Genomic DNA, 22,794 nt, shown 5'->3' with positions numbered 1-22,794 from the left:
ATAGCGCGGCGGCGGCCGAGGTGAAGCGGGGGCGCGTCGGCTCCCGTCCCGGGCGCTGGTGGCGTCACGCACCGCACCGAGGGCCGCCGCGGGATGATTGCGCCGTAAGTGCGGCCGGGACGATGAGGGTGGTATGCACACCATCACGCTTTCACTCCGCCCTACCCTGGTCGCGTCGCGATGGCGTTGGCTTTCGGAGACGCTGCTCTCGCAGCCCCTATTCTCATCGTTGGTTTGTACGATAGAAAATCGATTTGGTCGATTTAAATTCTTCAATCCATAATTTAGAAAATTCTGTTTGTGAATTGTCAAACTGAGCCCATCGCGGCTGCTCACTCCATTCCTTATACTCGAAATATTCAAGATACTTGAGTTGATGTTTATTCGCTAGATTGCACAATTGTGCAACGGTATCTCTCGGGGCGCTCCCCCATGAAAGGATACTGAAATCAGTACCGTTTACATTAAATATCTCAGCATCGTCGGCTTTCTGCGTGAGCCATTGAGGTATATTGCCGAGTTGTAGCAAATGTATAAAATTCGTCCTTACGAATACTATGCCTAAATCGCGGTGTTTCGCGTCGAGATTGATCGATCTCATGCGGTCAAGGAACTCAGTTTTTAGATCACCACTGACACTACCGGTGAAACAAACAGCGATATCCTTTGTGTTAATTCTGCCTACAAGATTGAACAGATTCTGAGGCAAGTTGAGGACTTTACAAATTTCGGTAGTTCGTAAAACATGAACATCTATTGGACAAATGCCTCCATTGTACCACAACATACCAGTTTGATTGAGGGAGCCAAGCGTATCGTTGATTTCCTTCTTGGATAATTCTGGGCCTGATCGTAGCTGAGACATTATATCATGCTGAGCTTTTAAACGCACAGCTTCAGTGATTTCTGCATCCGGCTGAGTAAAGTGGTTTCGAGCTAAGCTGACAGGTGCGATGCCCGCACGATCTATGATACTTAGCGAGTAACGTCTCAACTTAAACATCTCTGACGCATTCTGAAACAGCATGGGTGGTGATAAAAACCTAATCTTTCCAATGAGCCCGTTCGTGTACATGTGGTCAGCGATTGAGGCAATCGCGATCCCGTTGACATAGTGAATTTCAGAGCTCCGGGTCGATAGTCTCTGAGTGCTGACTCCGATCCGATAATTAGCTGTTTCAACTACATAGTTTTCCTTGCTGTGAGAGTTGAGTGAAACCTCTTTTCTTTCTCCCTCCTCGATGAGGGCATATGTTACCACGACTCTCGATCTAAATTGGAAAAGTTGGTGAGCAATAGCAAAAATTCTCTTAAGCGCTGCAATCGATTTCCTATCAACGCTGATTTCAATCAGAGTTCCGATGTCCATATTCTTTTCTCTTATCTCAATCTGAGTGTCATGAAGTGATGCGCTGAAGTATAGACCCCTAGTCATTGTACGGTGTCGGGTGGATACCTCTATACGACTGCCGATGAGGAAGGCCGCCAGCGCGCCGACTCCGAATCGGCCATTCCGGATAACCTTCGTTTTTCCTGAAGCGTCAACAAATTCCTGCTTCCAAGAAACTGCAGAACGAAAGCTGGCTCCGGCATTAAAAAAATAGCCTTTGACTACCGCAAGTGTCATTCCAATTCCATTGTCGAAGACGGTCAGACGACCGTCGTCTCCTTCCAACTTAAGCTCAACTCGCACAAAAGGCTGATGTCCTTGGTCGTTACCCGCAATAACCAGAGATTCTTCAACTGCGTCCACTGAATTTTGAATGAGTTCTCTCACACCATAACCAGGATTATTTCCATAAAGCGGAGCTAGCAGCAGAGATAACATTTCTGCCTCTGCAACGTTAAATTTTATTCTCTCTGGAATATATCCGAGCTGGAGTTCCCTCTCTGATAAAGAGGACCGTACTCGACGCAGAAAAAAAACCTAAATTCGACAGACCATTTTCTGTTTGCCGTCCATATACCTCCCCGAATACCGCCCAGCAATTATCAATTTCCGACTGCAATCCGTCCAACCATTCGTTTAATCTCAAATAGTCTGAAACAGACAAAGGGTTTGCGTCGATGAATATCGCAAAAGGATCATCATGGGTCCTTGTGATATTCTTTATACTGGCGTGCACTCTCCATTCCTGCCGTGAAATCGGACTTTCAACAGGATGGACAAGAGCACGAAGTGGAGGGGCTCGACTCGCTTGCAGCTGCGCATAATCGGCTATCCGGAGCATAGCCATTAGAAACACGATATGCGTTCTATTGAAATCCCGTAGATCGAACTTAGCCTCGATGTACTTAAAATGTTTTCTCAAGGGATCGCCGTGGCTCCTTGCTATGAGACCGACCAGATCACACTCTTCAGTCTTGAAGCCAGCCATAAGGTTGGGTAGACCCAAAGTGACATCTAGCCCGAGCGCAAGATCGTGAGCAAGCCGTGGATGATTGCGGCGCAGAAACTCGCCTATCAATCTGCGATGTCTGTCTGTATATTCATTGATATTGCCCGGAAGTTCGTTCACGCCCTTCGTGTCTCCAAAAATTCCTTCAAGATTTTTCTGATTGAACCGTTTAGCTTCTTCGAAGAAGCTATTCCAAAGCGAAGGCCAGCTTACATTATCTAGAGCTGTTTCCGTCCGGTTTGATTCGGGACGGTGTAGCGGTTTCGGTCGGGTTGTGATTCGGTGAGGGCTACCTTTGCGGGATGCCCCTGATGCCAAGAGCCCTGTCTGCGGACCTACGCGAGCGTGTTCTGGCCGCTATTGAGGCGGGCTCCTCCTGCCGCCAGGCGGCCGAGCGTTTCGGTGTCGGGATCGCGACGGCGATCCGCTGGCAAGCCCGCTTCCGGGCCGAAGGCGTGGTCGCGGCCAAGCCGATGGGCGGAGACCAGCGCTCCCGCAACATCGAGGCCCACGCGGAGATGATCCTGCAGGCGTGCGAGGCGGAGCCGCAGGCGTACCTGCGCGAGCTGCGTGAAAGCTTGCGCGAGAAGGGTGTCAGCACGAGCACGAGCGGGCTGCACCGCTTCTTCGCGCGCCACAAGATCAGCCGTAAAAAAGGGATCTGCACGCCGCCGAGCAAAGCCGTCCCGACGTGATGAAGGCGCGCGAGGACTGGTTCGAGGGTCAACTCGACGTGGACCCCGAGCGGGTCGTCTTTCTCGATGAGACAGCGGCGGCCACCAACATGACCCGCCGCCATGGCCGGGCCAGGCGTGGCGAGCGCTGCCGCATCGCGGTGCCGCACGGGCACTACAAGACCACCACGGTCACGGCGGCCCTGCGGGAAGCGGTCCCTTTGCGATCGAACTGATGGACGGCGCCACAAACGGGGCGCGGTTTCTGGCCTACGTCACCGACATCCTCATCCCGGCTCTCAGGCCCGGCGACACGGTCGTGATGGACAACCTAAGCGCTCACAAGGTGAAAGGCGTGCGGGAGGCCATCGAAACAGCGGGGGCTCGCTTGCTCTACCTTCCGGCATACAGCCCTGACTTCAATCCCATCGAGAACGCCTTCGCCAAGCTGAAGGCCTTGCTTCGCACAGCGGCGGCCCGCACCGTCACGGATCTGCGCGTCGCCATCCGGAAAGCCTTCACCCGCTTCACCCCTGACGAGTGCCGTAACTACCTCGCCGCGGCTGGCTACGATGCCTACGACCCCACCTGATCGGAAATAGCTCTAACGTGCTGTAGACCCGTGAATGATTATGATCAATCAATCTTGTAAAATGGGTTTCTGTTAAATGCATACCTGCGTCATGACAAAAGCACGCCAGCAGGAAATATGACAAATCCCGCGCAGACAATATTCTTTGAGCCGTCGATGACGCAAACTCGATTCCAGTTTTGAAGACGTCAAGGCTATGCGCCGCAGAATGATCAGTGTAGTGTTTGAAAAATGGTGTATTGGAGTGCTGAAACCATTCGTAGAATCTATTCAAAGCAGGCATGGTGATTGGAACGACACTTCCATCAGGCCGGAAGGTGTCGGCGACGTAATCTGGCAGCTGTTTTTCGATTGAGTGCGAACTTATCAAGTCGGTCTCCATCGATACGTTGTGGGAGCATGAGTATGTTTGCGATCGAACCGATACAAACGAAGCGTATTAGTCTATTATTCGCGAACCTTGATCTGCGTCCGGCATTCACAGGACGAGTCTCAATGAAATCTAAGAGTCACCTCCGCCCCCGCCCCTTCCGCCAGTTGCTCACCCCCGGGTCGGGCCGCTCCGGCCGAACGTAGGTCTCGCCCCCGGCCGGCGCCTCCTCGCGCCCCGGCCCCATCTCGTCGAGCCTGGGTTTACGCGCTCGTCCCTCGGCGCCCCGCGCCGGCCCGGCCTCGCCGCCCCCGAAGTTGTGCGGCCCCATGTCGGCGTCGCGCGGCTTGCGCGGCCCGCCCTGCGCGGCCGAGCGCGCCATCGCGGCCCCGCGCGCGGTCCCCGACGGCACCGACCCCGGCCGCCCCGCTGTCGAGCGGCCCGTGCCGGCCGGCAGGTTCGCGGCGGCGCCGAAGGTGCGCTCGCCCGCGTAGCGGCCCGCCTCGCGCTCGACGTCGGCCTGGCGCGCCATCGGGTCGGCCCCGATGGCGAGGTCGGTCGCCTCCAGGCGCTTCAGCTCGTCGCGCAGCCGCGCCGCCTCCTCGAACTCGAGGTTCGCCGCCGCGGCGCGCATGCGCTTCTCGATGTCGGCGATGGCGGCCTTGAGGTTGTGGCCCATCAGGGCCTCGGGCGCGGCGAGGCCGGTGTCGACCGTGACGTGGTCGGCCTCGTAGACGCTCTGCAGGATGTCGGCGATGCCGCGCTTGATGGTGGCGGGGGTGATGCCGTTGGCGGCGTTGTAGGCCTCCTGCTTCTCGCGGCGGCGCACCGTCTCGGCCATGGCGCGGTCCATCGAGCCGGTGACGTTGTCGGCGTAGAGCACCACCTTGCCCTCGACGTTGCGGGCCGCGCGGCCGATCGTCTGGATCAGCGACGTCTCGGAGCGGAGGAACCCCTCCTTGTCGGCGTCGAGGATGCCCACGAAGGCGCATTCCGGGATGTCGAGGCCCTCGCGTAAAAGGTTGATGCCCACCAGCACGTCGAAGGTGCCGAGGCGCAGGTCGCGGATGATCTCGATGCGCTCGATCGTGTCGATGTCCGAGTGCATGTAGCGCACCTTCACGTTGTTGTCGTGGAGGTACTCGGTCAGGTCCTCGGCCATGCGCTTGGTCAGCACGGTGACGAGCGAGCGGTAGCCCTTGGCGGCCGTGTCGCGGATCTCGCCCAGCACGTCGTCGACTTGGCTGCGGGCGGGGCGCACCTCGACCGGCGGGTCGATGAGCCCCGTGGGGCGGATCACCTGCTCGACGAAGACGCCCTGCGCGCGCTCGATCTCCCACGGGCCCGGCGTCGCCGACACGTGCACGGTCTGCGGCCGCATCGCGTCCCATTCCTCGAAGCGCAGGGGGCGGTTGTCGAGGCAGGAGGGCAGGCGGAAGCCGTATTCGGCCAGCGTCGCCTTGCGGCGGAAGTCGCCCTTGTACATGGCGCCGATCTGCGGGACCGTGACGTGGCTCTCGTCCGTGAACACGAGGGCGTTGTCGGGCAGGTATTCGAACAGGGTCGGCGGCGGCTCGCCCGGCTGGCGGCCGGTGAGGTAGCGCGAATAGTTCTCGATGCCCTGGCACACGCCGGTGGCCTCCAGCATCTCCAGGTCGAACAGCGTGCGCTGCTCCAGCCGCTGCGCTTCGAGCAGCCGCCCCTGCGCGAAGAGCTGGTCGAGCCGCTCCTTCAGCTCGGCCTTGATGGCCTTGATGCTCTGGATGAGGGTCGGCCGCGGGGTGACGTAGTGCGAGTTGGCGTAAACCTTGGCGAACTTCAGGTCGTTGGTCTTCTTGCCGGTGAGCGGGTCGAATTCCTGGATCGACTCCACCTCGTCGCCGAAGAAGTTGAAGCGCCAGCCGCGGTCCTCGTAGTGGGCCGGGAACATCTCCACCGTGTCGCCGCGGACGCGGAAGTTGCCGCGCGTGAAGTCCGGCGTGCGCTTGTACTGCAGCGCCACGAGGTCGGCGATGAGCTGGCGCTGGTCGATGCGGTCGCCGACGCTCACCGTGAACGTCATGGCCGTGTAGGTTTCGACCGAGCCGATGCCGTAGATGCAGGACACGGAGGCGACGATGATGACGTCGTCGCGCTCCAGCAGCGACCGGGTGGCGGCGTGGCGCATCCGGTCGATCTGCTCGTTGATGGTCGACTCCTTCTCGATGTAGGTGTCACTCCGCGGCACGTAGGCCTCGGGCTGGTAGTAGTCGTAGTAGGAGACGAAATATTCCACCGCGTTGTCGGGGAAGAAGCTCTTGAACTCGCCGTAGAGCTGCGCCGCCAGGGTCTTGTTGGGGGCGAGGATGAGGGCGGGGCGGCCCGTCTCGGCGATCACCTGCGCCATGGTGAAGGTCTTGCCAGAGCCGGTGACGCCGAGCAGCACCTGGTCGCGCTCGGTGTTCTTCACGCCGGCCACGAGCTCGCGGATCGCGGTGGGCTGGTCGCCCTTCGGCTCGTAGTCGCTGTGGATCCTGAAGCGGATGCCGCCCTCGCTCTTCTCCGGCCGGGCGGGGCGGTGCGGCACCCAGGGCCTGGCGCTGATGCGGGCGTCGCCGCTCTTCAGCAGCCGCTCCAGCACGTCGGCCGTGGCGGCCGCGCCGGTCACGCCGCGGGCGAGCTGGATCGTCCCGCCGCCGTCGGCCGGCGGCGCGGGCTCGAAGCGGGCCTGCGGGGCTTCGCCGAAGCCGCCGCGCGTGGGGTCCCGGTCCGCCACGGCGGCGGGGGAGCGCGGCTCGTTCAGGGCGGGGTTCAGCAGGGCGGCGAGGTGCTCGTCGAGCGGCACGAGGTCGGGCCGGCCGGCCTTGGGGGCCGCGCCGCGCCGGGGCTTCTTGGCCTCGGGCGCCGCCGCCGCGGCCTTGGGCCGGCCCGGCTTGCGGGCGGGAGCGTCGATCGTGTCGGCGTCGGCGGGCGTGCGGCTCTTCGGCATGCCGGCAATATGGGGTCGCGCGGGCGGGACGGGAAGCCGCGATCCGCCGCGCCCCGCCGGTCCCCGCTCACGGCACCGGCGCCACCCCGTCGGCCACGGGCCGCCCCCGCAGCCGCTCGCGCGCGAAGACCGCGAGGCCGGAGGCGATGATGATGGCCGAGCCCAGCACCACGCTCGGCCCCGGCACGTCGCCCCACACGGCGTAGCCCATCAGGGCCGCCCACACGATCGAGGCATATTGGAACGGCGCGAGCAGCGAGGCCGGCGCCAGCGCCAGCGCGCGGGTGATGCACACGAAGCAGCACATCGACACGGCGCCCACCAGGGTCATCAGGCCGAGGTCGAAGGCGCCGGGCGACACGAAGCCGGTGGGCAGCAGCGCCGCGCCGGCGAGGCCGGTGCCGAGGTACTGCCAGGCGGTGAGGGTGAGCCAGCCCGAGCGGCGCAGGCGGCGCGTCACCGTCACCGAACCCGCGAAGGCGGTGGCGCCGACGATCGCCACCAGCGCGGGCGCCGAGAAGGACGCGCCCGAGGGGCGCAGCGCCAGCACCACGCCCCCGAAGCCGACCGCCACCGCGGTCCAGCGGAAGGCGCCCACCGGCTCGCCGAGGAACAGCGCCGACAGCGCCGTGATGATCAGCGGCGCCGCGAGGTAGAAGCACATCACGTCGGCCAGCGGCAGGTCCCGCGTGGCGAAGTAGAAGGCGAAGCTGTCCACCAGCGCGCAGGCGATGCGCAGGGCGTGGGGGCGCCACTGGTCGCGGATGTCGAGCTCCGGCCGCCGCCACAGCACCAGCGGCACCAGCACGGCGCCGGCGCCGAGGCTGCGCAGCGCCAGGAGCTCCGGCACGCCGTAGGGCCCCACCAGCCACTTGCCGAGCGCGTCGTTGAGCGCGAACAGCAGCACGCCGAGCGAGTAGAGCGCGATGCCGCCGCCGGGACCGCTCAATGCTTCTCCGCCCGCATGGCCCGATCGGCGCCGCCCTCGGGCACCGGCATGAAGTTGCGCGACAGCGTGTGGTAGACCCCGTGCGGGTAGACGGCCTTCGACACCGCGTTGGCAAGCAGCGCGCAGACCATGATGGGGATCACGAGGCCGTGGTTCTCCGTCATCTCGTCGACGATGACGAAGGAGGTGATCGGCGCCTGCACGACGCCGGACAGGTAGCTCACCATGCCGAGGATGGTCAGCACGCCGATCGGCGTCATGGGCAGCAGCCCGTGCAGGTCCGCCGCGAGGCCGGCCCCCACCGCCAGCGAGGGCGCGAAGATGCCGCCCGGGATGCCGCTGATCGAGGACAGGACGGTGGCCAGGAACTTCATCGGCCCGAAGCTCGCCGGCACCGTCGACGTGCCGTGGAGAATGGCCTTGGCCTGCTCGTAGCCCGTGCCGAAGACGCTGTTCTCGGCCCCCAGGCCGCACAGCGCCACGCCGAGCCCGCACAGCGCCGCGAAGAGGATCGGCCGGGTCCGGATGGCCGCTCCCACGGCGCCGGGCAGGCCGCGGCCGACCTCGATCAGGGCGCGGCTGAAGAGCCCGCCGAAGAGCCCGCCCGCGACCGCGATGACCGGCACGGCCAGCCATTCGAAGCCGAACGGCATGGCGTCCGAGGTGCGGCCGAAATAGGTGTAGTCGCCGATGAGCGCGAGCGAGGTCAGGCCAGCGGCGATCACCGTGCCGAGGATCAGGCCGCTGGTGCGCTCCTCGAAGGAGCGGCTCATCTCCTCGATGCCGAAGATGATGCCGGCCAGGGGGGCGTTGAAGGCCGCGGCGATGCCGGCCGCCGAGCCGGCGATCAGCAGCCCCGGCTGGCGGTGCGGCGCGAGGCGCCCGAGCGCGTACATCACGGAGGCGCCGACCTGCACGGTGGGGCCCTCGCGCCCCGTCGAGGCGCCGCAGGCGAGGCCGAGGATCAGCAGCAGGATCTTGCCCGCCGCGACCTGCAGGCTCACCAACGGCTGGCGCCGGACGGGGTCGGCCGTCTGGTGCGCCGCGATGACCTGCGGGATGCCGCTGCCGCCCGAGGTGGGAAAGTAGCGCCGCGCGAGCCAGGCCGACAGCGCGAAGCCGAGCGGCGTCACGACGAAGGGCGCGGCGGGAGACCGGTCCACCACGGCGGCGAACAGCGACTGCGCGCGGTCGGCCAGCAGCGCCATGGCGACCGCGAGCCCGCCCACCGCGAGGCCGCCGAAGAGGTAGATGGCACGCCGCCGGATGCGGGGCCACCAGATGCGAAAGGCGCGGAGGCGGAGGCTGCGCCGGAGCGTGCGGTGGCGTGGGGACGACGACATGCGCCCCGTATCGGGGATTCGCCCGGGCGCCACAACACCGGAAGGCGTCAGGGCAGGGCGGCGAGCTTGGATTCGACGAGGGCGACGAACCGGATGGCTTCGTCGACAGCCTCTCGCGCTTCGTCAGGCGTCGCCCGCATCCTGTCTCCGACACCGTAGTCCGCCACAGCCTTGAACTCGTAGGCTCTGGACAGGAACACACGCAGGGTCGGCCCGAAACTCTCGTCGTTCCGGACCAAGCGGGCGAACTCGGTGTGGACGCCGTTGTGCGTCTTCAGCACGCGGCTTGTCCTGTCGAAGATCAAGGCTTGAGCCGCATGGAAGGCGGCCAAGTATGCCGTGCGCGCCGCCGCCTCCACGAAGTTCGAACGCAGCATGGCCTCCGCCTCCGCCGCCATGCGGTGGGCGTTGGCGAGGAAATCAGCCGCTTCAGGCGTCACAGGAGCACCCCATCCTTGCGGACCTCCCACATCAGCGGGATCCGTTCTTGGTAGGTTTCAGCTGGGAAGGCCTTGATGTCCAGGAACTGTCCCGTCTCCTCCATCACGACGAAGCGCAGCAGGCCGAGCCGCCGGCGCTCCGCGGCGCGATCGGCCAGCGTCCTCAGGAACACAGCCACGTCGTAGTCCGAGTCCTCGCGCGCGTCGCCGCGCGCCCGCGAGCCGAACAGCACGATGCGGTCGAGGTTGTCGCCGTACATGGCCCGCAGCGCGTCGCGCACGCGGGCGAGGATCGGGTCGTCTGCCACGGGAGCCACCGCGCCGGAGGGTCCCGCAGAATCTACACCGGTTCAGCCCCGCCGTCCCGCTCGCGTCAGATGAAGGCCGACGACATGGCCGGCGTCTCGTCCAGCGCGTGGGCCACGACATCGAGCGCGTGGGCGACGTCGTCGCGGCTCGCGAGGCCGCCGAGGCAGATCCGCACCGCCTCGGGCGGCTCGCCCGCCGCCGCGAAGGCGTCGCTCGCCACGACGCCGATGCCGGTCGAGCGCGCCTGCGAGGCGAAGGCCGAGCGGCTCCAGGGCGCGGGCAGGCGCATCCACACGTGGAAGCCGTGCGGGTCCGCCTCGACCAGCGCCGGCGGCAGCACGGCGGCGGCGAGGCGCTGGCGCGCGATCGACTCCGCGCGGACGAAGCCCAGCAGGGCGTCCGCGGTGCCGTCGCGGATCCAGCGCGTGGCGAGGGCGGCCGTGATGGGCGAGGCCATCACGGTGGCGGCGCGCAGGCTGGCGGCGAGGGGCAGGGCGGCGCGGGCGCTCGGCGCCATCAGATAGGCGATGCGCAGTCCCGCGCCCAGGCACTTGGCGAGCCCCGCCACGTGGTAGGTCGAGTCCGGCGCCAGGGCGGCGAAGGGCGGCGGCCCGTCCGGCGGCAGGAACCCGTAGGCGTCGTCCTCCACGATCGCCACCGCGTAGCGCCGCGCCACCGCGACCAGCGACTCGCGCCGCGCGCGGGACACCGTCTGCGTGGTGGGGTTGAGCAGCGTCGGGTTGAGGTAGAGCGCCTTCGGACGGGCCTTGGCGCAGGTCGCCGCGAAGGCGTCCGCGTCGACGCCCTCGTGGTCGCCCGGCAGGCCGATCAGGCGCAGCCCGAGGTGGGCCGCGAGCGAGCGGGCGCCGGGGTAGGTGAGCGCCTCGCAGCAGACCGCGTCGCCGGGGCGGCACAGCGTCGCCAGCACGGCCAGCAGCGCGCTGTGGGCGCCGGGGCAGACCAGCAGGCGGTTCGCCGCCGGGGCGAGCCCGCGCCGCCCGAGCCAGGCGAGCGCCGCCTCCCGGTCCTCCCGCGCGCCGCCGAAGCCCTGGTAGCGCAGCAGGTCCGTGAGGTCGGCCCCCACCGCGGCCAGCCCGTCGCGCATGCGGCCGAGCAGCTCCGGGTCGTCCGGCTCGGGCGGCAGGTTCATCGAGAAGTCGACGAGCGCCGGGCGGCGCGGCGCGGGAGCGGCGGCGCGGGCCGCACGCGGGCGGCCCGTCACCACCGTGCCCTGGCCGACCCGCGACGCGATGAGCCCGCGCCGCTGCGCTTCCACGTAGCCGCGGGCCACGGTGGAGAAGTTCAGCCCCAGCGCGTCGGCGAGGCTGCGCTGGGGCGGCAGGCGGTCGTCGGGGGCGAGGCGGCCCGTGCCGATATCGTGCGCGATGGCGTCGGCGATGGCCCGGTAGTGCGGCCGGCCAAACTTGGCGAGGTCCGGTGTCCAGCGATCCATCGGCGCGTCCTCCCAGCCCCGGCCGGCTTCTGCGGTCAATCCGCCGATTGATCGCAAATAACGGGCCGCCCCGGCCGCAGTCGCGGGGCAGGGCGCAACCCGTTCGGGGCGCCCGGACCCCGCGCGGGGAGGAGATGGAGAGACGGGACGAGGAGATACCCACCGCCGAGACTGTTCTTGTTCTTCCGGCGAGCCTAAATGACGGACGCGGGATGGACTCTCCGCGGGCACCGTCGGTCAAGATCGCGCCATTTGCCGGAGGATATTGATCGCTCGATTGACTGCATCCTCCGGAGCCGCACGTCGACGCGGAGCCGTGGCACGCGGCTTGCGATCCTTCTCCCTCGAACCGCCGGATCTCGCCGGTTCGCGCCATCCGCGCCGCGCGGCCGGGCTCACGGTCGCCTGAGGGAGAACCGCCATGCCAGCAGTCGACATCCCGCACCACCAGAAGGGCGACTTCCTCGTCGACTATGAGGAGAAGGTCTTCGAGGACGTGAAGGCAGAGCCGGGGGAGAAGGCCCTCGTCACCTTCCACACCGTGGCCTTCGAGGGCTCGATCGGCCTCGTCAACCTGCTGCAGGCGACGCGCCTGCTGCGCAAGGGTTTCGAGACCTCCGTGCTGCTCTACGGCCCCGGCGTCACGCTGGGCGTGCAGCGCGGCTTCCCGCGCCTCGGCGACGCCGCCTTCCCGGGCCACCAGAACTTCAACGACCAGCTCGCCAAGTTCATGAGCGAGGGCGGCAAGGTGTACTGCTGCCGCTTCGCCCTGCAGGCGCTCTACGGCCACGGCGAGGCCTCGCTGATGGAGGGCATCCGCCCGATCGGCCCCCTCGACACGCTCGACCTGATCCTGCTGCACCGCAAGGCCGGCGCCTTCATCCTCGACACCTGGACGGTGTGATCCCCAATCCGCCCGTCCCCGCCTGCGCGGGGACGGGCGGAGCGCGAGACAGCGGAAATCCAGCATGAGCAGCAGAAAGACCGTGCGGGCCGCCGCCGTTCAGATGGCCCCGGTGCTCGACCGCCCCGGCGGCACCGTCGAGAAGGTGCTGGACGCGATCGAGGCGCTCGGCCGCGACGGGGTCGCGTTCGCCGTCTTCCCTGAGACTCTGGTGCCCTGGTACCCGTACTTCTCCTTCGTGCACCCGCCCGCCACGACGGGTGCCGAGCACCTGCGCCTCTACGACGAGGCCGTGGCGGTGCCGGGCCCGGTCTGCGACGCCGTGGCCTCGGCGGCGCGGCGGCGCGGCATGGTGGTCGTGCTCGGCGTCAACGAGCGGGACGGCGGCACGCTCTACAACGCCCAGCTCGTCTTCGACGCGGACGGCACGCTGGCGCTCCGCCGCCGCAAGATCACGCCGACCTTCCACGAGCGCATGGTCTGGGGGCAGGGCGACGGCTCGGGCCTGCGCGTCGCCGGAACCGCGGTGGGCCGCGTCGGCGCGCTGGCCTGCTGGGAGCATTACAACCCGCTCGCCCGCTACAGCCTGATGGCGCAGGGCGAGGAGATCCACGCAGCGCAATTCCCGGGCTCGATGGTGGGGCAGATCTTCGCCGACCAGATGGAGGTGACGGTCCGCCACCACGCGCTGGAGGCGGGCTGCTTCGTGGTCAACGGCTGCGGCTGGCTGACCGACGCCCAGATCGAGGGCATCACGCCCGACGACCGCATGCGCGGCGCGCTGCGCGGGGGCTGCTGCACCGCCATCGTGTCGCCCGAGGGCGTGCACCTCGTGCCGCCCCTGCGCGAGGGCGAGGGCACGGTCGTGGCCGACCTCGACCTCAAGCTCATCACCAAGCGCAAGCGCATGATGGACTCCGTCGGCCATTACGCCCGGCCGGAGCTGCTCAGCCTCAACCTCGACGACCGGCAGGCACGCCCCCTGCATAGGGCGTCGGCGACCGACCTCCGGACCCTGGACACGGGAAACGATGAACGACGTCAGCCCGAGCCTTCTGACCCCCGGCGTCCTGCCGACGGAGCTGCTGATCAACGAGCTGCAGTCCTTCGGGGTGCGGCTCCATGACCCTAGCGCGGGCGCGCAGAGCCGCCGCGGCGGCGCCGGCCCGTCCGACCACAAGGCGCTGACGGTGGACGGCCGCACCGTGATGGTGCCGGTCCACACCGCGTCGGCCTTCGACAGCCCCTACGTGGTGCGGGCGCCGGGCCCCGACGGCACGAGCACGGTGGAGCGCGACGGCGTGCGCGTCGGCCGCGTCGCCTTCCCGGTGCAGCCGCGCTTCTACAAGCTGCAGACCTTCGACGGCGTGCCCTATCCCAAGATCGCGGTGCTGCACGGGCGCGACGTGCTGGCCACCACCGTGCTGCAGACCTGCATCCGCTATGGGAGCCGCACCAAGACGTGCCAGTTCTGCGCCATCGGCCAGTCGCTCGCGGCCGGCCGCACGGTGGCGCGCAAGACGCCCGAGCAGCTCGCCGAGGTGGCGCGCGCCGCCGTGCTGCTCGACGGCGTGAAGCACATGGTGATGACCACCGGCACGCCGCCGACGCCCGACCGCGGCGCCGCAGTGCTGGCCGAGAGCGCCTTCGCCGTGAAGGCCGCCATCGACCTGCCCATCCAGGGCCAGTGCGAGCCGCCCGACGACGACCGCTGGTTCGCGCGCATGCGGGCGGCCGGCATCGACGCGCTCGGGATGCACCTCGAGGCCGTGACGCCCGCCGTGCGCGCCCGCATCATGCCCGGCAAGGCGTCGGTGCCGCTCACGCGCTACTGGGACGCCTTCGCGGCGGCCGTGCCGGTCTTCGGCCGCGGGCAGGTGTCCACCTACATCCTGGCCGGCCTCGGCGACGCGCCCGCCGACGTGCTCGCGGCCTGCGAGCGGCTGGTCGGGCTCGGCGTCTACCCCTTCGTGGTGCCCTTCGTGCCCATCTCGGGCACGCCGCTCGAGAGCCACCCCGCGCCGAGCCCGGCCTTCATGCACGCGATCCTGGGTCCGCTCGCCGCCCTGCTGCACCGCGCCGGCATGCGGAGCGGCGACGCCAAGGCGGGCTGCGCCAAATGCGGCGCCTGCTCGGCCCTGTCCTCCTACGAGCGCCAGCCCGAGGGGGCCTCCGCATGATCGTCCCCTTCGACCGCCCCTTCACGGCCCCGAGCTTCACGGTGAAGTTCGCCGACCGCCCCTGGGAGTTCCGCGACGCCGCGGCGCTGCGAAGGCGCGTCTTCTGCGACGAGCAGGGGATCTTCGAGGGCGACGACCGCGACGCGCTCGACGCGGTCGCCATCCCGATCGTGGCGGTGTCGACGCTGGCCGTGACGTCGGGCGACGTGGTCGGCACCGTGCGGATCCACGAGCCCGAGCCGGGCCACTGGATGGGCTCGCGCCTCGCCGTGGCGGCCGACCACCGGCGCATCGGCGCGCTCGGCGCGGCGCTGATCCGCGTGGCGGTGTGCTCCGCCCACGCCCGCGGCTGCCGGCGCTTCACGGCCCACGTGCAGGCGCAGAACGCCCCCCTGTTCCACAAGCTCCACTGGCGCACCCTGGAGGAGGTCGCGCTGCACGGCCGGCCGCACCACCTGATGGAGGCCGACCTCGCCAGCTACCCGCCGCTCGCCGACCCGGTCGCCGGCATCACCGCGCTCGCCAAGGTCGCGGCCTGATGGACCGCTTCGTCGACGACCTCGCGGGTCGCATCCGCGCGTCGCGCGGCATGGACGGCAAGCGCGACATCGCGGGGGCGGTGGCGGCGCTGGGACTCGACGCCGCTTCCGCCGTCCCGGTCGGCGACGACTGCGCAGCCATCCCCGACCGGGATGGCTGGCTCCTCCTCGCCATTGAGGGCTTCATCGACGGCTTCGTGGCGGCCGAGCCCTGGTTCGCCGGCTATTGCGGCGTGATGGTCAACCTCAGCGACGTCGCCGCCATGGGGGGGCGCCCGGTCGCCGTGGTGGACGCGCTGTGGGCGGCGGACGGGGCCGCGGCCGCCCCCGTTCTGCGGGGCCTGCGCGACGGCGCCGCGCGCTACCGCGTTCCGGTCGTCGGCGGCCACACCAACGCGCGCTCGGAGCGCGGCGGCCTCGCGGTCGCGGTGCTGGGGCGCGCCGCGCGGCTAATGACGAGCTTCGACGCGGAGCCCGGCCACGACCTCGTCATGGCGGTCGACCTGCGCGGCGCCTACCGCTCCGACACGTCCACCAACTGGGACGCCAGCACGACGGCGCCGGCCGAGCTTCTGCGCGGCGACCTCGATCTCCTGGCGGAGATCTCGGAAGCCGGGCTCTGCGCCGCCGCCAAGGACATCTCCATGGCGGGGACGGTCGGCACGGCCGGCATGCTGTTCGAGTGTTCGGGCGTCGGCGGCACGATCGACCTCCTCGCCGTGCCGCGGCCCGAGGGCGCCGACTTCCACCGCTGGCTGGCGAGCTTCCCGAGCTTCGGCTTCCTGCTGAGCGTGGCGCCGCGCGACACGGCGGCGGTGCTGGCGCGCTTCGCCGCGCGGGGGATCGCGGCGGCGCGGATCGGCGGCGTCGAGGCGGGGCACCGGTTGCGCATCACCGACGGGCGGCACGCCGCGACGGTGTGGGACTTCGCGGAGGAGCCGCTGATCGGCTGCGGCGGGGCGCGCGCATGAGCCACCCGCTGCGCATCGCGATCCTGACCCATTCCACCAACCCGCGCGGCGGCGTCAGCCACTGCCTGTCGCTGGCGGAGGCCCTCACGGCGCTCGGCCACGAGGCCGTGGTCCACGCGCCCGATCCGGCCCGCCGCGGCTTCTTCCGCGCCGCCGCCTGCGCCACCGTGTCGGTGCCGGCCTGCCGCATCGAGAGCCGCTCGACCCACGACATGGTGGAGCAGCGCGTCGCCGACTACTGGGACTGGTTCTCGGTCCCGAAGAACCGCGGCTTCGACCTCTACCACGCCCATGACGGGATCGGCGGCAGCGCCCTCGCCGACCTCCACGGGGCGGGGCTGGTCCCGCCCTTCGTCCGCACCGTCCACCACCTCGACCACTTCGCGGATCCGCGCGTCGAGGCGCGCCAGCGCCGCGCCGTGGTCGAGGCCGGCACGGCCCTCTGCGTCAGCGACGGCTGGGTCGACATCCTGCGCGAGCGCTACGGCGTCGCGGCCGGCCGCGTGTCGAACGGCGTCGACCTCGGCGTCTTCTCGCCCCGGCCGGAGGCCGCGGACGCCGCCGTGCGCGGCCGGCTCGGCCTCGGCGAGGGCCCGGTCCTGCTCGCCGTCGGCGGTCGGGAGCCGCGCAAGAACACGCTGCGGGTGATCGAGGCTTTCGCGAAGCTTCGCGCCCGCCACCCCGGCGCCCAGCTCGCGATCGTCGGCGGCGCCTCGGTGCTCGACCACGCGGCCTATGCGAGGCTCTGCGACGAGGCGCTGCTGCGGCTGAACCTCGGCACGGGCCGCGGCGGCGCCGTGGTGCTGGCCGGCCCCGTGCCGCAGGCCGAGATGCCGGCGCTCTACCGCATCGCCGACGCGCTGGCCTTCCCGTCGTTGCAGGAAGGGTTCGGCCTCAGCGTCATCGAGGCCATGGCGAGCGGCACGCCCGCGGCCGTGTCGCGCATCGCGCCCTTCACCGAATACCTCGCCGCCGACGACGCCGCCTGGGCGGAGCCGACCGACGCGGACTCGATCGCGGCCGCCCTGGAGCGCGCGATCGACCCGCGCCGCCGCGCCGCCTACGCGGCGCGCGGCCACGCCGTCGCGGCGCGCTTTGACTGGGCCGCCAGCGCGCGCCGCCACCTCGACCATTACGCGGCGCACCTCGCCGCCCAGCTCCCCCCGAAGGTCGCCGCCCATGCCTGAGATGCGCTTCCGCGTGCTGTGGCCCGACGGCACCCGCGACAGCTGTTATTCGCCGTCGCTGGTCGTGAAAGAACACCTCGTGCCCGGGCGGCGCTACCCCGTCGAGGACTTCGTCGCCGCGTCCCGCGCGGCCCTGCTGATCGCCAGCGACCGCGTGAAGGCGCGCTACGGCTTCCCCTGCTCGCTCGCCCTGGGCCAGATCCGCGCCATCGAGGCCGCCGCGGCGCGCCAGCCGGCCGCGCGCGGCGACGGCGTGCTCGTGGAGGCCTTCGACGAATGACCGAGCCAGCTCCCGTCCCGCACCTGCCCGTGGCCGTGATCGGCGGCGGCCAGGCCGGCCTGTCGGTCAGCCACTTCCTCAGGCGACGCGGCCTCGACCACCTCGTGTTCGAGCGTCACCGGATCGGCCACGCTTGGCGCGCCGAACGCTGGGACAGCTTCTGCCTCGTCACGCCGAACTGGCAGTGCCGGCTGCCGGGCTTCCCCTACGCCGGGCCGGAGCCGGACGGCTTCATGGCCCGCGACGAGATCGTCCGCTACGTCGAGGGCTTCGCCGCGGCCGTGAAGCCGCCGATCCGCGAAGGCGTGGACGTGACGGCGCTCGGGCGCCGGCCGGACGGCACCTTCACGCTGGCGACGAGCGAGGGCTCCTACACGGCCTCCAACGTCGTCCTGGCGGTGAGCGCCTATCACCGCCCCAACGTGCCGCTCCTGGCCGAGCGCCTGCCGGGCGAAATCGTCCAGGTCCACTCGTCGAGGTACAGGAACCCGGAGCAGCTCCCGCCGGGCGCGGTGCTGGTCGTCGGCACGGGGCAGTCGGGCTGCCAGATCGCCGAGGATCTCCACCTCGCCGGCCGGCGGGTGCACCTGTCGGTCGGCAGCGCCCCACGCTCGCCCCGCCGTTACCGCGGCAAGGACGCCATCCGCTGGCTCGACGAGATGGGCCAGTACGCCATGACGGTGGCGGACCACCCCAAGGGCAAGCTCGTCCGCCGGCAGGCCAACCACTACATGACGGGCCGCGGCGGCGGCCGCGAGATCGACCTGCGCCGCTTCGCCGCCGAAGGCATGCGCCTCTACGGCCGCCTCGCCGAGGTGCGCGGCGCGGCGCTGCGCTTCGCGCCGGACCTCCGCGCCCGGCTCGACGCCGCCGACGAGGTGTATCTCGGCATCCGCCGCCTCATCGACGGCCACATCGCGACGGCCGGCATCGACGCGCCGGAGGAGCCCGCCTACGCGCCGGCCTGGGAACCGGAGGTCGAGCCCCTCGCGCTCGACCTCGCCGAGGCCGGCGTGACCTCCGTGGTGTGGGGCACGGGCTTCCGGTCGGACTGGAGCTGGGTCGACCTGCCCTGCTTCAATGGCGCGGGGGAGCCCGACCACGAGCGCGGCGTGACCCCGGTGCCGGGGTTGATGATGGTCGGCCTGCCCTGGCTGAACTCCTGGGGCTCGGGCCGCTTCTCCCGCATCGCCGAGGACGCCGAGCACGTCGTCGACGCCATCGTGGAGCGGACGGTGCCGGCCGAGTTCGCGCGGCTGCGCCCCGCAATGGGGCGGCGCTGACCCGGACAGGACGCTGACCCTGCGGAAAGGCATGGTCACGCCGCGCTCGTCCCTGGTATTGGTCGAGGGTGCCGATCCCGCCGCAGCCCTTCCCGACCCGCCGTGACGCCTGAGCGGCCCGCCTTCCCCCACGCGGGCGGCACCACGGCGGCGGAGATGCGCGCCTTCGACTGGTCGCGAACGCGGATCGGGCCGCCCGACACCTGGCCCGCGGCGCTGCGCACGGCCGTGGACCTCATCCTCGACTCGCCCGAGAGCATGTACCTGGCCTGGGGGCCGGAGCTGCACTTCTTCTTCAACGACGCCTACCGCCCTGTGCTCGGGCCGCGGCTGCCGGTGGCGCTCGGCACCACGCTGCCGGAGCTCTGGCCCGACGCCTGGCCGGCCGTGCGGCCCTTCGCCCTGGACGCGCTCGCGGGCCGCGCCAGCCGGCACGTCGACATGCCGGTCGTCATGGCGCGGCGCGGCGAGCCCGAGCGGACGTGGTGGACCTTCTCCTATTCGCCGCTGCGCGACCGCGACGGCGCCGTGCGCGGCCTCCTCTGCATCACCAACGAGACCACCGACCACGTGTTGGCGACGCGGGCGCAGCGCGAGCGCGAGGCCGAGCTGCGCCTCGTCACCGACGCCCTGCCGGTGCTGATCGCCTTCGTCGACCGCGACCTCACGTATCGGTACGCCAACCGCGCCTACCAAGACTGGTTCGGCCTGTGCCCCGAGGGGATGATCGGGCGGTCGGTGCGCGACATCGTCGACGCGCCGAGCTTCGAGCTGCGGCGCGGCGCCTTCGAGCGGGCGCTCGCGGGCGTGCCGGCGCGCCTCGAACTCGACTGGCCGCACCCCGACGGCCGCCGCCGCGTCGCCGACCTCCGCTACCTGCCCCGCCTGACCGACGACGGCCTGGTGGACGGGCTCTACATCTGCGCGGTCGACGTCACGGACCGCAAGGACGCGGAAGCGCTGCTGCGCGACGCCAACGACAGGCTCGAGCGCGCCGTCGCGGAGCGCACCCGCGACCTCGCCCGCAGCGAGGCGCGGTTCCGCGCCACCTTCGACGCGTCCCCGGAGATGCTCCTCGTGCTGCGGTGCCGCCCCGACGGGCGGTTCGAATACGTCGACGCCAACGCGGCGACGCTGCGCCTCTACGGCCTGGAGCGCGCCGCCGTGGTCGGGCGCAGGCCGGCCGAGATAGTCGACGCCGCCATGGCCGAGGCGATCGAGCAGCGCTCGCGCGACTGCCTCCGCACGGGGGAAACGCAGCGCTACGAGGCGCTGCGCGACTACGGCTCCGGGGCCCGGCTGGCGATCAGCGTCGCGGTGGCGCCGATCGGGCCCGACGCCGACGGTGACCCGCTGGTCCTGTTCTGCGCGCGCGACGTGACCGAGCACCGCGCCGCCGAGGAAGCGCTGCGCCAGTCGCAGAAGATGGAGGCCGTGGGCCAGCTCACCGGCGGCGTGGCGCACGACTTCAACAACCTGCTCACCGTGATCCGCTCGTCCGTGGACCTCCTCAAGCGGCCGAACCTGCCCGAGGAGCGCCGCCGCCGCTACGTCGAGGCCATCGCGGACACGGCGGGCCGCGCCGCCCGGCTGACGGGCCAGCTGCTCGCCTTCGCGCGCCGGCAGCCGCTCCAGCCGGAGGTGTTCGACGCCGTCGAGAGCGTGTCGGCGCTGCGCGAGATGCTCCGCACGCTGACGGGGTCGCGCATCCGGATCGACCTCGGCGCGCCGGATCATCCCTGCTTCGTGAGCGCCGACCCGAGCCAGTTCGACACGGCCCTGGTCAACCTCGCGGTCAACGCCCGCGACGCCATGGACGGGCAGGGGACGCTCGCCATCGCGGTCGGCGTCCGGGGCGAGGTGCCGGCGTTGCGGGGCCACCCCGCGGTGCCGGGTGAGGTCGTGACCGTGTCGCTGTCCGACACCGGGTCCGGCATCGCGCCCTCCGACCTCGACCGCATCTTCGAACCCTTCTTCACCACCAAGGGGGTCGGGCAGGGCACGGGGCTCGGCCTGAGCCAGGTTTTCGGCTTCGCCAAACAGTCGGGCGGCGACATCGGCGTCGAGAGCGCGCCCGGCCGCGGCACCACGTTCACGCTGTTCCTGCCGCGCGTCGGCGCGGCCGGGCGCCGCGCCGCGGACGCCCAGCCGGGCGCCGGCCCGGTCGAGGGCCACGGCACCCGCGTCCTCGTGGTCGAGGACAACGCCGAGGTGGGCGCCTTCGCGGTGGGGACGCTGACGGAACTCGGCTACCGGCCGGTGCTGGTGGCCGATGCCGCCGCCGGGCTCGACGCGCTGGAGCGGGATCCCGACGGGTTCGACGCCGTCTTCTCGGACGTGGTGATGCCGGGCATGGACGGGGTGAGCTTCGCCCGGCTGGTCGCCGCGCGCCATCCCGGCCTGCCGGTGCTGCTCACCTCGGGCTACAGCCACGTGCTGGCGCAGGAGGGCACGTCGGGGTTCGAGCTGCTGCGCAAGCCCTACTCGGTCGAGGCCCTGTCGCGCGCGCTGTGGACCGCGGCGCGGCGTCGGCGCTGACGGGCGGCGGCGCGGTCAGGCCTGCCGTCCGCCGTGGTCGAACCACAGCAGGGCGGCCGCCACCGAGGCGATCCACCAGGGCTGCCAGGCGCTCAGGCCCACGAGGCCCACGCCCACCACAGCGACGAGCAGCCCGAGCCGCGCCGCCAGCGGCGGCCCCCGCCGCCGCGCGAGCCGCCCCATCGCGAAGCAGAAGGCCACCGAGGCCGCCGCGAGGCCGAGCGCGCCCCCCTCGATCCAGAACTGGAGCATGACGTCGTGCGGGTGGAAGCCGACGATGTGGCTGCTGTCGGCCGGGGCCGGCGCGCCGCCCGGCCGCGGCGCCTCGGCGACGGCGAAGCTCGCGTCGAAGCCGTGGCCGAGCCAGGGCCGGTCGAAGCCGCGGTGCTCGAAGGCGGACCAGATCGCGAGCCGGTGCTCGGCGTGCTCCTCGCGCAGCTCCTGGCGGGCGTCGGGCGGCAGGGCGCGGGTGAGGATGGAGCCGGTCCAGGGGGCGGCGACGATCAGCGCGGCGAGGCCCGCGCCGGTCAGGCCGAGGGCGGCGCGGGGCGCGGCGAGCGCCAGGGCGGACAGGGCGGCCCCGGCCGCCAGCGCCGCCCCCGGCGCGCCGGAATGGGACGCCGCGATCCCGATGCCGACCGCGGCCGCGAGGATCGCCAGGACGCCGAAGCGGCGCCCCGGCCACAGCAGCGCGGCGGCGGGCCACAGCAGCAGCAGCGGCGGCACGGCGCTGCGCTTGAGGTCCCAGGCTTCGCCGCGCGCCCGCGCGAGCGCGTGGAGCGGCATGCCGGCGAGGTGCTCGAACAGGATCAGCAGCCCCGCGGCCGCCACGCCGGCGAGGAGCCAGCGCGCGTCGCCCCGCCCCGCCACCAGCGGCCAGGCGGCCGCGAGCGCGAAGGCGAACAGGAGCTCCGGCAGGCCCTCGACGAGGCCGCGCCGGGTGAGGTGCGGGTCGACCGTCCAGGCGAAGCTGAGGACGCACAGCGCCACGACGCCGAGCGCCAGCAGGGTCGGGGGCGCGCGGACCAGGCCGGCGTAGCGGGCGAGGAGCGCGGGCGCCAGACCGGCGAGGAGCGCGGCGGCGTTGGCGGCCAGCGCCGCCGCGGCCAGCGTGGCCGGCGCGGATTTGTTGGCCACCACCATCAGCACCGGCAGCACGAAGCCCAGCAGCGCCGCGGCGAGCCCGGCGAGGCGACGCGCGGCGGCCGGGGCGTCGGCGGGCAGGCCGACGGCGCCGGGACCGGGTCGGCGGGCCGGCCGGGCCTCGCCGCGGCCGGGCCGCGGCCACCGTGGCGCAGATTCCGCTGGTTCGCCGACGCTCATCGTGTCTCCGTGCCGGGGTTCGGGCCGCTGACCCGTTCGGAAACCGCCGCCGGGGGCGCCCCCCTGTGCCCCGCGCCAACCCCCGGCGTCAA

General features: G+C 70.0%; 19 protein-coding genes and 1 pseudogene. 10 read left to right on the top strand and 10 right to left on the bottom strand.

Annotated elements, in window-relative coordinates:
- Nucleotides 1–223 precede the first annotated feature (223 nt).
- Entirely contained in the window at nt 224–1,828 is a 1,605-nt protein-coding gene (locus tag L7N97_RS03790) for an ATP-binding protein (protein ID WP_237477037.1), read from the bottom strand.
- A gap of 16 nt (nt 1,829–1,844) precedes the next feature.
- Complete coding sequence (locus L7N97_RS03785; RefSeq protein ID WP_428980957.1) at nt 1,845–2,717, bottom strand: HD domain-containing protein; 873 nt, start codon at nt 2,715–2,717, stop codon at nt 1,845–1,847.
- On the opposite strand from L7N97_RS03785, the pseudogene L7N97_RS03780 reads away from it, so the two are divergent.
- A pseudogene (locus tag L7N97_RS03780) lies at nt 2,711–3,665 on the top strand (IS630 family transposase). The gene L7N97_RS03785 and the pseudogene L7N97_RS03780 overlap by 7 nt on opposite strands.
- Here L7N97_RS03780 and L7N97_RS30485 read toward each other — a convergent pair.
- From L7N97_RS30485 to L7N97_RS03750, 7 genes are all read right to left on the bottom strand, one after another.
- The gene (locus L7N97_RS30485) at nt 3,601–3,948 is read right to left on the bottom strand and encodes an HD domain-containing protein (protein ID WP_428981045.1); all 348 of its coding nucleotides are present in this window, start codon (nt 3,946–3,948) and stop codon (nt 3,601–3,603) included. The pseudogene L7N97_RS03780 and the gene L7N97_RS30485 sit on opposite strands and share 65 nt — an antisense overlap.
- 226 nt (nt 3,949–4,174) lie before the next feature.
- The gene (gene uvrB, locus L7N97_RS03775) at nt 4,175–7,003 is read right to left on the bottom strand and encodes an excinuclease ABC subunit UvrB (RefSeq protein ID WP_237477035.1); all 2,829 of its coding nucleotides are present in this window, start codon (nt 7,001–7,003) and stop codon (nt 4,175–4,177) included.
- Nucleotides 7,004–7,070: 67 nt separating this feature from the next.
- Nucleotides 7,071–7,952 carry a DMT family transporter gene (locus L7N97_RS03770; protein WP_237477034.1) on the bottom strand — a complete coding sequence of 294 codons (882 nt, stop codon included), beginning with the start codon at nt 7,950–7,952 and terminating at the stop codon, nt 7,071–7,073.
- On the bottom strand, nt 7,949–9,295 hold the full coding sequence (locus tag L7N97_RS03765; protein ID WP_237477033.1) for a chloride channel protein: 1,347 nt from the start codon (nt 9,293–9,295) through the stop codon (nt 7,949–7,951). Before L7N97_RS03765 ends, L7N97_RS03770 begins: the two co-directional genes overlap by 4 nt.
- Before the next feature lie 47 nt (nt 9,296–9,342).
- A complete protein-coding gene (locus L7N97_RS03760; protein ID WP_237477032.1) occupies nt 9,343–9,735 on the bottom strand; it encodes a HEPN domain-containing protein in 393 nt (130 codons plus the stop codon).
- The gene (locus L7N97_RS03755; RefSeq protein ID WP_237477031.1) at nt 9,732–10,043 is read right to left on the bottom strand and encodes a nucleotidyltransferase domain-containing protein; all 312 of its coding nucleotides are present in this window, start codon (nt 10,041–10,043) and stop codon (nt 9,732–9,734) included. Before L7N97_RS03755 ends, L7N97_RS03760 begins: the two co-directional genes overlap by 4 nt.
- Nucleotides 10,044–10,108: 65 nt before the next feature.
- The gene (locus L7N97_RS03750; RefSeq protein WP_237477030.1) at nt 10,109–11,497 is read right to left on the bottom strand and encodes an aminotransferase-like domain-containing protein; all 1,389 of its coding nucleotides are present in this window, start codon (nt 11,495–11,497) and stop codon (nt 10,109–10,111) included.
- A 421-nt stretch (nt 11,498–11,918) separates the two neighbouring features.
- On the opposite strand from L7N97_RS03750, the gene L7N97_RS03745 reads away from it, so the two are divergent.
- From L7N97_RS03745 to L7N97_RS03705, 9 genes are all read left to right on the top strand, one after another.
- Entirely contained in the window at nt 11,919–12,401 is a 483-nt protein-coding gene (locus L7N97_RS03745; protein WP_237477029.1) for an MSMEG_0572/Sll0783 family nitrogen starvation response protein, read from the top strand.
- A gap of 64 nt (nt 12,402–12,465) precedes the next feature.
- Nucleotides 12,466–13,527: a Nit6803 family nitrilase gene (locus tag L7N97_RS03740; RefSeq protein ID WP_237477028.1), complete on the top strand. Its 1,062-nt coding sequence runs from the start codon at nt 12,466–12,468 to the stop codon at nt 13,525–13,527.
- The gene (locus L7N97_RS03735) at nt 13,433–14,581 is read left to right on the top strand and encodes an MSMEG_0568 family radical SAM protein (protein WP_342398946.1); all 1,149 of its coding nucleotides are present in this window, start codon (nt 13,433–13,435) and stop codon (nt 14,579–14,581) included. Before L7N97_RS03740 ends, L7N97_RS03735 begins: the two co-directional genes overlap by 95 nt.
- A complete protein-coding gene (locus L7N97_RS03730; RefSeq protein WP_237477027.1) occupies nt 14,578–15,120 on the top strand; it encodes an MSMEG_0567/Sll0786 family nitrogen starvation N-acetyltransferase in 543 nt (180 codons plus the stop codon). The genes L7N97_RS03735 and L7N97_RS03730 overlap by 4 nt, the downstream gene beginning before the upstream one ends.
- Complete coding sequence (locus L7N97_RS03725; protein ID WP_237477026.1) at nt 15,120–16,091, top strand: sll0787 family AIR synthase-like protein; 972 nt, start codon at nt 15,120–15,122, stop codon at nt 16,089–16,091. Before L7N97_RS03730 ends, L7N97_RS03725 begins: the two co-directional genes overlap by 1 nt.
- Nucleotides 16,088–17,278: an MSMEG_0565 family glycosyltransferase gene (locus L7N97_RS03720; RefSeq protein ID WP_237477025.1), complete on the top strand. Its 1,191-nt coding sequence runs from the start codon at nt 16,088–16,090 to the stop codon at nt 17,276–17,278. The genes L7N97_RS03725 and L7N97_RS03720 overlap by 4 nt, the downstream gene beginning before the upstream one ends.
- Entirely contained in the window at nt 17,271–17,558 is a 288-nt protein-coding gene (locus L7N97_RS03715; protein ID WP_237477024.1) for an MSMEG_0570 family nitrogen starvation response protein, read from the top strand. Before L7N97_RS03720 ends, L7N97_RS03715 begins: the two co-directional genes overlap by 8 nt.
- Nucleotides 17,555–18,841 carry an MSMEG_0569 family flavin-dependent oxidoreductase gene (locus L7N97_RS03710; protein ID WP_237477023.1) on the top strand — a complete coding sequence of 429 codons (1,287 nt, stop codon included), beginning with the start codon at nt 17,555–17,557 and terminating at the stop codon, nt 18,839–18,841. The genes L7N97_RS03715 and L7N97_RS03710 overlap by 4 nt, the downstream gene beginning before the upstream one ends.
- 102 nt (nt 18,842–18,943) lie before the next feature.
- Nucleotides 18,944–21,379 carry a PAS domain-containing protein gene (locus tag L7N97_RS03705; protein WP_237477022.1) on the top strand — a complete coding sequence of 812 codons (2,436 nt, stop codon included), beginning with the start codon at nt 18,944–18,946 and terminating at the stop codon, nt 21,377–21,379.
- Between the two features lie 15 nt (nt 21,380–21,394).
- Here L7N97_RS03705 and L7N97_RS03700 read toward each other — a convergent pair whose 3' ends face one another.
- Complete coding sequence (locus L7N97_RS03700) at nt 21,395–22,702, bottom strand: O-antigen ligase family protein (protein WP_237477021.1); 1,308 nt, start codon at nt 22,700–22,702, stop codon at nt 21,395–21,397.
- Between the last annotated feature and the right edge of the window lie 92 nt (nt 22,703–22,794).

The sequence above is a fragment of the Lichenibacterium dinghuense genome (assembly GCF_021730615.1).
Taxonomy (GTDB): domain Bacteria; phylum Pseudomonadota; class Alphaproteobacteria; order Rhizobiales; family Beijerinckiaceae; genus Lichenihabitans; species Lichenihabitans dinghuensis.
This window is presented reverse-complemented; position numbering and strand designations above follow the sequence as displayed.